Genomic DNA, 12,603 nt, shown 5'->3' on the forward strand with positions numbered 1-12,603 from the left:
CGCACCATGCTAGATAAAATTGTTATCGCCAACCGTGGCGAGATCGCGCTACGTATCCTGCGCGCTTGTAAAGAACTGGGCATCAAAACCGTTGCCGTTCACTCAAGTGCCGACCGCGATCTGAAACACGTTCTGCTGGCGGATGAGACCGTTTGTATCGGCCCTGCACCGTCAGTTAAAAGCTATCTGAACATCCCGGCCATCATCTCCGCCGCCGAAATTACCGGCGCCGTGGCGATCCACCCGGGTTATGGCTTCTTGTCCGAGAACGCCGACTTTGCCGAGCAGGTAGAGCGCTCTGGCTTTATCTTCATCGGCCCACGTGCCGAAACCATTCGCCTGATGGGTGACAAGGTTTCTGCCATCAGCGCGATGAAAAAAGCCGGCGTACCTTGCGTACCAGGCTCCGACGGCCCGCTGACCGATGACATGGACAAAAACCGTGCCTTCGCCAAGCGCATCGGTTATCCGGTGATCATCAAGGCTTCCGGCGGCGGCGGCGGTCGCGGCATGCGCGTTGTGCGCGGCGACAAAGATCTCGAGCAATCCATCTCCATGACCAAAGCGGAAGCCAAAGCGGCTTTCAACAACGACATGGTGTATATGGAGAAGTACCTGGAAAACCCACGCCACATCGAAATTCAGGTGTTGGCAGACGGCCAGGGCAATGCTATCTATCTGGCTGAACGTGACTGCTCCATGCAGCGCCGCCACCAGAAAGTGGTCGAAGAGGCACCAGCACCGGGGATCACCCCAGAGCTGCGCCGCTACATCGGTGAACGCTGTTCAAAAGCCTGTGTGGAAATCGGCTACCGCGGTGCGGGTACCTTTGAGTTCCTGTATGAAAACGGCGAGTTCTATTTCATTGAAATGAACACCCGTATCCAGGTGGAACACCCGGTTACCGAAATGATCACCGGTGTGGATCTGATCAAAGAGCAGCTGCGTATCGCTGCCGGTCAGCCGCTGTCGATCAAACAGGACGAAGTGAAGGTGCAAGGCCATGCGGTGGAATGCCGTATCAACGCCGAAGACCCGAACACCTTCCTGCCAAGCCCAGGCAAGATCACCCGCTTCCACGCTCCTGGTGGTTTCGGCGTGCGTTGGGAATCTCATATCTACGCTGGCTATACCGTCCCGCCGTACTATGACTCCATGATTGGCAAACTGATCACCTACGGTGAAAACCGTGACGTGGCGATTGCCCGCATGAAGAACGCCCTGGCTGAGCTGATCATTGATGGCATCAAAACCAACATTGAACTGCAGCAGAAGATCATGACCGACGAAAACTTCCAGCATGGTGGCACCAACATCCACTATCTGGAGAAGAAGCTGGGTCTGCAGGAAACCTGATTATCGGTTAACGATATTGGGCCAATAAAAAACACCGCATGAGAACTTCTGCGGTGTTTTTTTATTTAATGGAGAGAGGGATTTTGCCCCTCACCCTAACCCTCTCCCAAAGGGCGAGGGGACCGATCGAGTTAAGCTGAAAGTGTAGTGATTCATCATTAGCACCGGCTGACTCACCTTGATTCCGAAACAGCACGGGCCAATCAAGAGCTCCGGACAGCTCCCTCTCCCTGTGGGAGATGGAACCGATCGAGTGAGTCTGAAAACTCAGTGACACACCTGCGATAAAATTTGCTGAGATGACTCAATTACTGCCAAATGTGCAGGGGCTAACAGCTCCCTCTCCCTGTGGGAGAGGGTTGGGGTGAGGGGTATCGCACCCATAGGCATACGCCCGCAAGACCTCCTGGATCTTGTCGATAATCAGGCTATGTGGGTCACCGGCACACTCGCCAGCCATCAGGCGCGGGAATTGCAGCGGGAAATACTGGCTCAGCATACCCAACGGAATGGTTACTCCGCTCAGGTTTGCCACCAGCTTGTCGATGGCCGCGCTGATGCGCGCTTCAGGCCAGTAATAGCGGATCCGATCGGACAGGCTGTAGTGCAGATCGATCATCGCCTTCGAATGGCGCGGATCGTAATACTTCTTCCAATACTTGGGCTCATCCTGCATCACGCTGTCGATCACCGCCAGCACGTGGCTCTGCTGTTCTGCGGCGATCAGCTCCTTCTCGATCAGCGCCAGGCTGAAGATCGCCTCACGCAGGGCAAAGGTCAGCGCCGGGCCGACTTTCAGGATCGCAAAGTGATCGCGCACCAACTGGCGGAACGCTTTCGGGGTTTGATAATCCGTAGAGTGGGCCTCAAACACCAACGGCGTTGATTCAATCATGGCGGAAAGCTGGCGCGCCTGCTCCGGCTGATAGTGGATCACCGTGGAATGGTCGAACTCGACTCCCGGTTGAACCACCAGCCCCACCACCCGCTCCATGGCCTGCTCCAAACCTAAGCGAGCAAATGCCTGCCGATGCGTCTCGATGGTCTCGGCGGCATCCTGTGGTCGCGTGACGTGTACCTGAGCGATAGCGTGGCTTTCCCCGCCTGGAACCGGCACTTCCGTACCTATCACGTAGCTCAGCGCCTGCCGCTGCTCTGGGGTGGCTGCCGCTTCCGCCACCGCACATAGCCGTGCCGCACGCTCGGCCACCACCGTTGGTGGCAAAGGAACCGGATCGTCCGCGCAGGACATGGAAGCATCCAGATGAATTTTACTGAACCCGGCCTGAACGTAATCGGCAATCAGGCGTTCGGCTTTCTCCATCGCCTGCTCAGCGGGTTCATCCTGCCAGCAGTTCGGCCCAAGGTGGTCGCCCCCCAATATCAACCGTGACTGCGGGAAGCCAACCTTGGCGGCAACGGCATACACAAACTCGCGGAAATCCGCCGGTTTCATTCCGGTGTAGCCGCCAAATTGGTTCACCTGGTTGGAGGTGGCTTCAATCAATACCTTACGCTGGCTAGCCAAGTCAAAACGCAACGTGGCTTCGATCACCAACGGATGTGCCGAGCAAACCGAACAGATACCAATATGCTTGCCGCTTTTATGCTGCTGGATAATAGATTTCATACTTATGGCCTCATTTACCCGTCACCTTTCAAGTCACAGGGTAAAGCAATGTCCTGAACTGAATATTCAAGACGTTGGAATGTTATTTACAGCGCGCCGACCGGCACGGCCCGTTGCTGCTGCAAGAACGCGTCAATTTCAGCAAAGGTGGAGGTCCCCTCCATTGGCCCACGCCGAGTCACCGCCAGCGCACCGCAGGCATTGGCATAGCGCAGCGCCTGGGAAACGCTGTGCCCCTGTAACCGGCAAGCAATGTAAGCGCCGCCAAAGCAGTCACCCGCCCCGGTCGGATCAACCTCGTCTACGGCATAGCTGTCGATATGCAGGGTTTCATCCGCGGAATAATAGCTCGCACCGTTACTGCCGCGTTTCACCACCACTTCTTTAATGCCGTCCTTCAGGTAGCGGGCAATCGCTTCATCCAATGTGGTTTGGGAGGACAGCAGCATGACTTCGCCTTCGCTCGGCATATAGATATCGGTCAGCTCCAGCACGTAATGCAGCGCATCACGCATCTCGGGGATATTGAGCATTTCCTTGCGGATATTCGGATCGAAAGACAAGGTGCCGCCGTTCGCTTTGACAATCCCCGCCGCCTTCTTCACCGCGTCCACCATATGGAAGGAAAACAGCGATGAACCCATGATGTGGAAGTGCTGGCAGTCCTGCAGCAGTTCGGCGTTTACATGCTCGGCCGATAATTTCCCGCAGGCTGCGTTCTTGATATTGAAAATAAAATCGCGATCGCCGTTGGAGTGGTAAGTGACGAAGGCACTGCCGGTCGTCTCATGCGGTAGTACGCGGATGCCACGCGTATCTACTCCGTCAGCCTTTAAGCGCTCGATATTCAGCGTGCCGAAACCGTCATTACCCACGCAGCTGATAATGCCGCACTGACCGCCCAGCTTGGTCACCTGATCGATAAAAATCGCCGGGGCACCGCTGGGGAAAGGACCATTCCATAAGCCTGGATGGGTAAAAGATTGGCCAACTTTATCGGCCATGATCTCAACCAGGATCTCGCCGATGGTATAAATTTTTCTCATTGTCCCGTTCCTTATTCAAATCTGCCTGTGATCGTTAGCCACGTTTCTTCTTGTTTCTGACGTCGACATACACCGCGATAAGGATCACCAGTCCCTTCACCACCATTTGATAGAAATAAGGCACGTTCATTAAATTCATACCGTTGTTGATGACCCCGATGGTCAGCGCGCCGATCATGGTGCCAATCACCGTGCCGTAACCGCCATTCAGGCTGGTGCCGCCCAACACTGCGGCAGCGATAGCATCCAGCTCATAGCTCAGCGCGGCGTTAGGCTGGCCGGAATACAGGCGCGAGGCCAGGATCATGCCGCTGATGCCCGCCATCATGGCGGTGATCATAAAGACCTTTATTTTCAGCGCGGAAACGTTAATCCCCGAATAGATCGCGGCCTCTTTATTGCCGCCGGTGATATAAATCTTGCGGCCAAAGGTGGTTTTCGACAGGATGAAGTGGTTGACGATCAGCAACACCAACAGGATCCAGATGGGGATCGGGATATAGAGAAACTCGCCGTTGCCCAGCGCCAGAAACGCCTCGCTTTTAATCATGATCGGCGTGCCGTCGGTGACGATATAGGCGATACCCCGGAAGATGCCCATCGTCGCGACGGTTACGATAAACGACGGGATACCGGCCAGCGCAGTCAGGCTACCGTTAACCAGGCCCAGCACCAGCGCGGCCATAATCGACAGCGGGATCACCAGAATAAACGGGATGCCAAACGACAGGCCAAGCGCAGCAAAGGTCCCCACCAGTGCAATGGTTGACCCCACCGAAAGATCGATATCCCCCAGCAGCAGCACATACGTCATGCCATAGGCGGTAATGGCAATGATCGAGACCTGCAAAATAATATTGGTAATATTATTCACGCTCAGGAAGCTGTCGTTGATCACGCTGAACAGGATCACCAAGGCCACCAGGCCCGCCAGTATGCCGCCGTACTGTTTGGCGGCTTTTGCCAGTTTCCCTGGCCCGTTGAACGCCGAATGGCCCTCGGCGGCCAGCACTTTATCGCTCATTATTTCACTCCTGTTGCTGCGGTCATGACCTGGGTTTGCGTGAGTCCATCGGTGGCAAAAACGTCGGCGATCTGCTTGGCGCGCATCACCACCAGCCGATCGCTGAGCGCCATCACTTCCGGCAGTTCGGAAGAGATCAAGATAATGGCGGTGCCCTGCGCAGCAAGCTGGCGTATAACGTTATAAATCTCGAACTTGGCGCCTACGTCCACGCCGCGCGTTGGCTCGTCGAGGATTAAGATCCGTGGCACCTTTTCCAACCATTTCGACAGCACGATCTTTTGCTGATTGCCCCCGCTCAGGGTGCTAACCAGCTGGTGTGGCGAACTGACCTTGATGTTCATCCGCCGGATTGCCTGCTGAGTTTTCGCCTCTTCATGCTTATGGTTGATCAGGCTGGAGCCCGCATACTGAAAGGCCACGTGATGGGTGTTCATGCTTACGTCATGCATCAGCACCAACCCCTCCTCCTTGCGGTTTTCCGTCACGAAGGCGATGCCATGCGCTATCGCCTGCTTTGGATTGCGGATAGTGACGACCGCCTCATCGATAAGAATTTCACCCTGGTAACCGGTCAGGCCAAAAATGGCCTTCATCACGTCTGAACGCCCCGATCCCACCAGCCCAAAAAAGCCCAGTACTTCGCCTGCACGCAGCGAGAAATGGATATCGTGAAACAGTTTGTCTTGCGAAAATTGCCTGACTTCCAGCACCGGCACCTGCTCCGCTGAAGGAGGTTCGCCGATGCGTGGCGGGTAGATATTGGTCATTTCGCGGCCAACCATCTGGGCAATCAGCCGGTGAATGTCGGTCTGGTGTTTATCATGTGTGGCGATGAACTCGCCGTCGCGCAGCACCGAGATATCGTCAGATACCCGCATGATCTCATCCATGCGGTGCGAGATATAAATCACCGCGCAGCCGCGCTGTTTCAGCTTGTCGATAATGCCAAACAGAATGTCAGCCTCGTTATCGCTCAGGGACGACGTTGGTTCATCCATGATCACGACATCTGCCGGGTAGCTCAGCGCCTTGGCAATCTCTACCAATTGGCGCTGGGCCATCGACATGGTGCCGACAATTTGCTGCGGATCGAGCGGAATGGCCAAGTCCGCCAGCAGGCGTTGGCAATCATTCACCATCTGGCCATCGTTAATAAAACCAAAACGGGTTGGCTCATTATTGGCGTAGATATTCTCTGCTACGCTCATATTATTGCTCAGGCTCAGCTCCTGAAAAATAATCGCGATACCCAACTTTCTGGAATGCTGGGGGTTGTTAATAGTAACGTTTTGCCCTTTGAGAATTATTTCCCCTTTGGTCGGTGGATAAATTCCTGCCAGGATTTTCATTAGCGTGGATTTACCGGCACCATTTTCGCCCAGTAGCGTATGGACTTTACCTTTGCGTATTTTCAGACTGACATTTTTTAATGCGTTAACATGGCCGAAACTTTTGGCTATTTCCGTTACCGCCAGCACCGTATCCGTCATTATTTCCTCCACCCACGTGACCCCTAATCCTCTCCCACAGGGAGAGGGGACCGATCGAGTTCGTTGATTTCTCCGCGTAATACCCTGCCTTTCTTATTACTCCCTCACTTTCCGAAGTTGTATGGGCTAACTACATACTTCAGCCAGCTCCCTCTCCCTATGGGAGAGGGTTGGAGTGAGGAGTAATGGTTAGCTACTGAGGCTTGGGTTAACGAGCAGTGTTATTTACCGGTATAAACGCCAGGCGCAACTGGAATCAACTTGGCAACTGGCTTGCCATTCAGATGGTCGACGGCAGCATCTATAGCCTTGGCTCCCATTTGGTCTGGGTATTGGCGGATAACTGCCACGAAGGTCTTGTCGCTATCGACGGCGTCGCGAGCCTCTTTCATCCCGTCGAAACCGATGATCTTGATATTGTCGTTACGCGCGGATTTGGCGGCGATCACCGCAGCCAGCGCGGCATCATCACCAAAACCAAACAGGCCGTTCAGATCTGGGTGCGCCTGCATCATATTCTGCGCCACGGTTAACGCTTCCGCCCGGGTGATACCGGTTTGGATCGCCACAATCTTCACGTCAGGCGTATCGGCCAGCCCTTTCTTGAAGCCGTCCACACGTGCCACTACCGATTGCAGCGCCGGGTAATCGATAATCGCTACCTTACCTTTACCGTTGAGCAGTTTGCCCATCAGCTTGCCCGCTTCGACACCACCGGCGTAGTTGTCGGTAGCCACGTGAGTAACCACCGGCACGCCCTCGGCGGCCACATCAACGGTAATCACCGGAATACCGGCTTTCTCCGCTTTGATAATCGCCGCCTGTACGCCTTTGGAATCCACCGGGGAAATAATAATGGCGTCGACCTTCTTGGTAATAAAGTCTTCTACGTCTGAGAGTTGTTTATTCAGGTCCTGATTGGCAATTGAAATATTCAGCACCACGTCGTCTTTCTTGGCTTCCGCTTTCATTGCGTCGGCCAGATCAATATAGAAAGGATGCTGTTGCGTCAGCAGCGATGCGCCAATTTTATATTCCTTGGCTAACGTTGCCTGCGAAAATACGGCCAGACCGATGGCCAGCACAGAGCCTAATACCTTTAATTTATGCATGATCTATCCTCAGTTTTTATTATTGCTGCTTGTTTTTTCTTACTGTTTTGTAGGGAACTTATTAATATTTACAGCTGACCTTCACAACCACATACGCCAATCACTTTTTCCACCACCCGTTGCATGGCGCTTTTCGCTGGCTGCATATAATGGCGCTGGTCATTGGCATCAGGATGCTGGTGGAAATACGCTTTCAAAGCATCCGAGAAAGCGATTTTCAGCTCGGTAGCCACGTTGACCTTACAGATGCCTAAACTGATACAGCGGCGGATATCGCTATCGCTCAGGCCGGAAGCCCCGTGCAACACCAGCGGCACTTCAACGCGATCGCGGATCTGTTCCAGGCGGGCAAAATCCAGCTTGGGTTCGGACTGGTACAGGCCATGCGCGGTACCGATAGCCACCGCCAGCGAATCAATCCCGGTACGGGCAACAAACTCCACCGCCGCCTCAGGAGAGGTGTAGATAGCGTCTTTCCCCTCTACGATCAGGTCGTCTTCCTGGCCCCCCAGGCGGCCTAACTCTGCTTCAACGCTAGCGTCGTAGCGGTGGCTGTACTCTACGATTTGTTTGACCAGCGCCACGTTTTCTTCAAAAGGAAAGTGAGAGCCGTCGATCATTACGGAACGGATCCCGGCGTTGATCTTATGGTAGATATCGGCGGGATCTTCGTGATGATCCAAATGCAGCGCCAGCGGGATCTGATACTCGTGCGCCAGCGCCTTGACGATCATGATGATGTTTTCCAGCCCGCCGTAACGGTAAGTGCCGGTCGTTCCCGCCAGGATCACCGGCGAACGATACTGTGCAGCGGTTTCGACCACCACCTGCAAGGTTTCCAGGTTGTGGATGTTGAATGCCGGCACCGCGTACCCTTGCTGCTGCGCTTTCTGCAGCATGTTTTTGCTTGAAATGATGTACATCGATTCTCCTCGATCCCGCACCTGATACCGCAGTCGGTGGTTACAAAATGAAAACTTATTCGGACAAACTTTCTAAGTGAAACCGAATATAGAGATAAAACGCGCAAAAAAGCGTGACAGGGATCGAAGATTATCAAATAACTTTCAAAACGTAACTTAACTAGATATTGATTACGAAACATAAGACATGTTCCGGTGTTAGCGCGCTTAAGATCGCCATGCCACGGGTATACATCCACCCGAAAATAACATCTAACAATATGAATAATAGTAAAAATATATGCTTGTTCTTTCACCCATCGCAGACTTTCAAAATAACGAAAGCCTGCGTGGGTATTACTTTCAATTAGAAAGTATGAAGGATATAGTAGCCCTTATTACCGTTTAACGATGGGGGCGAATGTGCCCAGAAAGTCATCTAACCTGCTGAAACGCAGATTGAAAATTGCTGAAATCGTCGGCCAGCAGGGGGAGATCAAGGTCGAAGATCTTTCTGCCCAGTTGGGGGTTTCCGGCGTGACGATCCGTGGCGATCTCAGCTATCTGGAACAGCAAGGCTACCTCAAGCGATCCTTTGGCGGAGCCATTGCAACCCCAACACAGCCGCTGGCGGCACCGATCGAGCCAGGGCTCGCAGTGGCCCCGCTCACGTTGGCTAATCAGTTGGAAATCGCCCGCCACTGCGCCAGGATGATTGCCGATCGCGATACGCTATTTCTCGGCCACGGCGATATCTGCCGCAAGGTCATCCCGTTCCTGAGCGGGCTGAAAAAGCTGCGGCTGATCGTCAACGACCTACAGCATGCGATCCTGGCCGATCAGTTTTTGGACGGTGAGATTATCGTCGCGGGTGGGGAGTTGATCCGCTCGCATACCGCGCTGAGCGGTAAAGCGCTGGATAGCGTGATCCAACAGTTCACCATCAACCACTGCATTCTTGAGGCCAGCATTACGGACAGCTCCGGCATCCTCAATATCGATCAACCGCTGTTGGCGTCCCATTATCAACGCTGCCTGGACAAGGCACAGAACAAAACCGCCATCATTACCCACTTGCCCATTCAGGCCAGTGCGATCGGGACTATCGGCCACCTCAGCCAAGTAGATAATCTGGTGACCAACCGTGGTGTGAATGAACATTATCAGCAGCAATTATTCGAATCCGACTTCAGCATCCGCTACACCAATAACGAATGTTTTACCTGGGCCAACCGGGAAACGATCGGGGAATAAAGGGGCACTTATGTCAGTTAGCATCTGCACGATGGGTGAGTTACAGGTTGAATTCCTTTCAAAAAATTATAATCAGGGATTCACTCAGCCAGGCGAGTTTCTTGGGCCGTTCCCCAGCGGGGCACCGGCTATTTATGCCGCTCAAGTGGCGCGGCTTGGCTTTGGCTCCACGCTGTTTGGCTGCGTGGGCAATGATGATTTTGGCCGCCTGAATATCGAACGCCTGCGTCTGGAAGGCGTGATCACCGACGGCATCAGCGTGATCGACAAGGCCCCGACCGGTACGGCGTTTGTCAGCTATCGCAATCCGCTGGAACGCGATTTTATCTTCAATATCCCCAACAGCGCCTGCGGCTTCTTTACCGCCGACCATATCGATCTGGGCTTGCTGAACCAGTGCCAACATTTCCACATCATGGGTTCTTCGCTGTTCTCATTCCGCATCATCGATGCCATGCGCCGGGCGATCCAGATCGTCAAGGCCAATAAGGGGACGGTGTCGTTCGATCCCAATATTCGCAAAGAGATGCTCAATATCCCGGAGATGAGCCAGGCCTTCGATTACATCCTCGAATATACCGATATCTTCCTGCCGAGCGAGGGAGAAGTACACCACTTTGCCAGCAGCAAAAACCAGCAGGAAGCGGATATCGTGCAGGAACTGTTGGCCAGCGGCGTGAGCCATATCGTGATCAAGCGTGGCCAGAAAGGGGCCAGCCATTACCAGCAACAGAACGGCCAGACGCAGGAGCTACACACGCCAGGCTATAGCAGCAAGATGGTCGATCCGACCGGAGCGGGCGACTGCTTTGGCGCGACCTTTGTCAGCCTGTTCCTGTCCGGCTTTAGCGCAGAAAAAGCGTTGCAGTATGCCAATGCCAGCGGTGCCCTGGCGGTTTCCCATAAGGGGCCGATGGAAGGGTTATCCAGCCTGGCGCAGATCGAGCATTTTATTGCACAACAGGCGTAAAGCCCATCAACCGGCCAGCCTTTGGCCGGTTTTTTATGCCGATTGCCAACATAACGGCTTGGCAAAACCGTCCCTTGTCGTAAAATCCCCTCCTTTGCCAATCCATAACCGTAAACCCCTTGGAGGCACGGATGGAACAACGCTTTGTTCAAGCTAACCGCGAAGCACGCTGGGCACTGGGCCTGACGCTGCTTTACCTGCTGGCCTGGTCGCTGGCGGCCTATCTGCCAGACAGCAACGCCGGGATCACCGGGCTGCCACACTGGTTCGAAATGGCCTGCCTGCTGGTACCGCTGCTGTTTATTGGCCTGTGCTGGCTGATGGTACGCGGCATCTTCCGCGATATCCCCCTGGAGGATAGCGATGCAAACTGAGGTCATTCTGCCGCTGATTGCCTATCTGTTGCTGGTGTTTGGCCTTTCGGTGTATGCCTATACCCGTCGCCAAAGCGGTAACTTCCTGAGTGAATATTTCCTCGGTAACCGTTCGATGGGCGGCTTTGTGCTGGCCATGACGCTGACCGCCACCTATATCAGCGCCAGCTCGTTTATTGGTGGGCCTGGTGCCGCCTATAAGTACGGCCTCGGCTGGGTGCTGCTGGCGATGATCCAACTGCCCGCCGTGTGGCTTTCACTTGGCGTGCTGGGGAAAAAGTTTGCCATTCTGGCGCGGCGCTACAATGCCATCACCCTTAACGACATGCTGTTCGCCCGCTATAAGAGCCGTTTGCTGGTGTGGCTAGCCAGTCTAAGTCTGTTGGTCGCCTTCCTTGGGGCGATGACGGTCCAGTTTATCGGTGGCGCACGCCTGCTCGAGACTGCGGCTGGCATTCCTTACGACACCGGCCTGCTGATATTTGGTATCAGCATTGCGCTGTACACCGCGTTTGGCGGCTTCCGTGCCAGCGTGCTGAACGATGCCATGCAGGGGCTGGTGATGCTGATAGGCACGATATTACTGCTGGTTGCGGTGATCCACGCGGCGGGCGGCTTGCACAGCGCGGTTGATAAGCTGCAACAGATCGATCCGGCGTTGGTTTCACCACAAGGCGGCGATCAGATCCTCAGCCTGCCGTTTATGGCTTCGTTCTGGATCCTGGTGTGCTTTGGCGTGATTGGCCTGCCGCACACCGCCGTGCGCTGTATCTCGTATAAAGACAGCAAAGCCGTGCACCGTGGCATTATCCTCGGCACCATCGTGGTGGCTATTCTGATGTTTGGTATGCATCTGGCTGGTGCCCTGGGCCGTGCGGTGCTGCCGGATCTGAAGATCCCCGATCAGGTGATCCCAACGTTGATGATCACCGTGCTGCCCCCTTACGCCGCAGGGATCTTCCTGGCCGCCCCGATGGCGGCGATCATGTCGACCATCAATGCGCAGCTGCTGCAATCCTCTGCCACCATCATCAAAGACCTCTATCTGGGCGTACGTCCGCTGCAGATGAACAATGAGAAGATGATCAAACGCTTCTCCAGCCTGACTACGTTGATCCTCGGATTGCTGGTGCTGCTGGCCGCCTGGCGTCCGCCAGAAATGATCATCTGGCTGAACCTGCTGGCGTTCGGCGGGCTGGAGGCCGTATTCCTGTGGCCGTTGGTGTTGGGCCTGTACTGGGAACGCGCCAACGCGCAGGGTGCCCTTAGCTCAATGGTCACCGGTGCGTTATGCTATACGCTATTAGCCAGCTTCGGCCTGCAACTGGCCGGATTGCACCCTATTGTGCCTTCGCTGTTACTCAGCCTGTTGGCGTTTTATCTCGGTAACGTCTACGGCGAAAAGCGCCAGTTGGCGTCGTCCTTACCCTCTTGAGAGAATT

Annotated in this window: 11 protein-coding genes; 5 read left to right on the forward strand and 6 right to left on the reverse strand. The window is 54.5% G+C overall.

Translation table 11 applies throughout. From position 1 onward, the window contains the following. The first annotated feature begins 6 nt into the window (after positions 1 to 6). Positions 7 to 1,356 carry an acetyl-CoA carboxylase biotin carboxylase subunit gene (gene accC / locus WN53_RS05195; protein WP_024483779.1) on the forward strand — a complete coding sequence of 450 codons (1,350 nt, stop codon included), beginning with the start codon at positions 7 to 9 and terminating at the stop codon, positions 1,354 to 1,356. Positions 1,357 to 1,660: 304 nt separating this feature from the next. Here the strand turns inward: accC and gatZ are convergent, their stop codons facing one another. The 6 genes from gatZ to WN53_RS05225 all read right to left on the reverse strand — a co-directional run bounded on the left by gatZ (position 1,661) and on the right by WN53_RS05225 (position 8,584). Beyond that, positions 1,661 to 2,986, reverse strand: a complete 1,326-nt coding sequence (gene gatZ, locus WN53_RS05200) for a tagatose-bisphosphate aldolase subunit GatZ (RefSeq protein WP_046808025.1) — start codon at positions 2,984 to 2,986, stop codon at positions 1,661 to 1,663. Positions 2,987 to 3,072: 86 nt separating this feature from the next. Further along, positions 3,073 to 4,032, reverse strand: coding sequence for a tagatose kinase (locus WN53_RS05205; protein WP_024486317.1), 960 nt, complete (start codon positions 4,030 to 4,032; stop codon positions 3,073 to 3,075). A gap of 34 nt (positions 4,033 to 4,066) precedes the next feature. Then, positions 4,067 to 5,056 carry an ABC transporter permease gene (locus WN53_RS05210; protein ID WP_024486316.1) on the reverse strand — a complete coding sequence of 330 codons (990 nt, stop codon included), beginning with the start codon at positions 5,054 to 5,056 and terminating at the stop codon, positions 4,067 to 4,069. After that, the gene (locus WN53_RS05215) at positions 5,056 to 6,549 is read right to left on the reverse strand and encodes a sugar ABC transporter ATP-binding protein (RefSeq protein WP_024486315.1); all 1,494 of its coding nucleotides are present in this window, start codon (positions 6,547 to 6,549) and stop codon (positions 5,056 to 5,058) included. Before WN53_RS05215 ends, WN53_RS05210 begins: the two co-directional genes overlap by 1 nt. 221 nt (positions 6,550 to 6,770) lie before the next feature. Continuing rightward, positions 6,771 to 7,661 carry a substrate-binding domain-containing protein gene (locus tag WN53_RS05220; protein WP_024486314.1) on the reverse strand — a complete coding sequence of 297 codons (891 nt, stop codon included), beginning with the start codon at positions 7,659 to 7,661 and terminating at the stop codon, positions 6,771 to 6,773. A 68-nt stretch (positions 7,662 to 7,729) separates the two neighbouring features. Further along, positions 7,730 to 8,584 (reverse strand): tagatose bisphosphate family class II aldolase, encoded by an 855-nt coding sequence (locus WN53_RS05225; protein ID WP_024486313.1) that lies wholly within the window; start codon positions 8,582 to 8,584, stop codon positions 7,730 to 7,732. A gap of 402 nt (positions 8,585 to 8,986) precedes the next feature. Here WN53_RS05225 and WN53_RS05230 point away from each other — a divergent pair, with 402 nt between their 5' ends. From WN53_RS05230 to panF, 4 genes are all read left to right on the forward strand, one after another. Continuing rightward, positions 8,987 to 9,817, forward strand: a complete 831-nt coding sequence (locus WN53_RS05230) for a DeoR/GlpR family DNA-binding transcription regulator (protein WP_024486312.1) — start codon at positions 8,987 to 8,989, stop codon at positions 9,815 to 9,817. A gap of 10 nt (positions 9,818 to 9,827) precedes the next feature. Then, positions 9,828 to 10,787, forward strand: coding sequence for a sugar kinase (locus tag WN53_RS05235; protein WP_024486311.1), 960 nt, complete (start codon positions 9,828 to 9,830; stop codon positions 10,785 to 10,787). A 131-nt stretch (positions 10,788 to 10,918) separates the two neighbouring features. Continuing rightward, complete coding sequence (locus WN53_RS05240; protein WP_024486310.1) at positions 10,919 to 11,161, forward strand: YhdT family protein; 243 nt, start codon at positions 10,919 to 10,921, stop codon at positions 11,159 to 11,161. Next, positions 11,151 to 12,596: a sodium/pantothenate symporter gene (gene panF / locus WN53_RS05245; protein ID WP_024486309.1), complete on the forward strand. Its 1,446-nt coding sequence runs from the start codon at positions 11,151 to 11,153 to the stop codon at positions 12,594 to 12,596. Before WN53_RS05240 ends, panF begins: the two co-directional genes overlap by 11 nt. Positions 12,597 to 12,603: the final 7 nt, after the last annotated feature.

It is taken from the genome of Serratia fonticola (genome assembly GCF_001006005.1).
Classification (GTDB): Bacteria; Pseudomonadota; Gammaproteobacteria; order Enterobacterales; family Enterobacteriaceae; genus Chania; species Chania fonticola.

Excerpts from the sequence above, each read along its gene's own strand:
- accC (WP_024483779.1), top strand. The coding sequence starts at position 7 with ATGCTAGATAAAATTGTTATCGCCAACCGTGGCGAGATCGCGCTACGT.
- gatZ (WP_046808025.1), bottom strand. The coding sequence starts at position 2,986 with ATGAAATCTATTATCCAGCAGCATAAAAGCGGCAAGCATATTGGTATC.
- WN53_RS05205 (WP_024486317.1), bottom strand. The coding sequence starts at position 4,032 with ATGAGAAAAATTTATACCATCGGCGAGATCCTGGTTGAGATCATGGCC.
- WN53_RS05210 (WP_024486316.1), bottom strand. The coding sequence starts at position 5,056 with ATGAGCGATAAAGTGCTGGCCGCCGAGGGCCATTCGGCGTTCAACGGG.
- WN53_RS05215 (WP_024486315.1), bottom strand. The coding sequence starts at position 6,549 with ATGACGGATACGGTGCTGGCGGTAACGGAAATAGCCAAAAGTTTCGGC.
- WN53_RS05220 (WP_024486314.1), bottom strand. The coding sequence starts at position 7,661 with ATGCATAAATTAAAGGTATTAGGCTCTGTGCTGGCCATCGGTCTGGCC.
- WN53_RS05225 (WP_024486313.1), bottom strand. The coding sequence starts at position 8,584 with ATGTACATCATTTCAAGCAAAAACATGCTGCAGAAAGCGCAGCAGCAA.
- WN53_RS05235 (WP_024486311.1), top strand. The coding sequence starts at position 9,828 with ATGTCAGTTAGCATCTGCACGATGGGTGAGTTACAGGTTGAATTCCTT.
- WN53_RS05240 (WP_024486310.1), top strand. The coding sequence starts at position 10,919 with ATGGAACAACGCTTTGTTCAAGCTAACCGCGAAGCACGCTGGGCACTG.
- panF (WP_024486309.1), top strand. The coding sequence starts at position 11,151 with ATGCAAACTGAGGTCATTCTGCCGCTGATTGCCTATCTGTTGCTGGTG.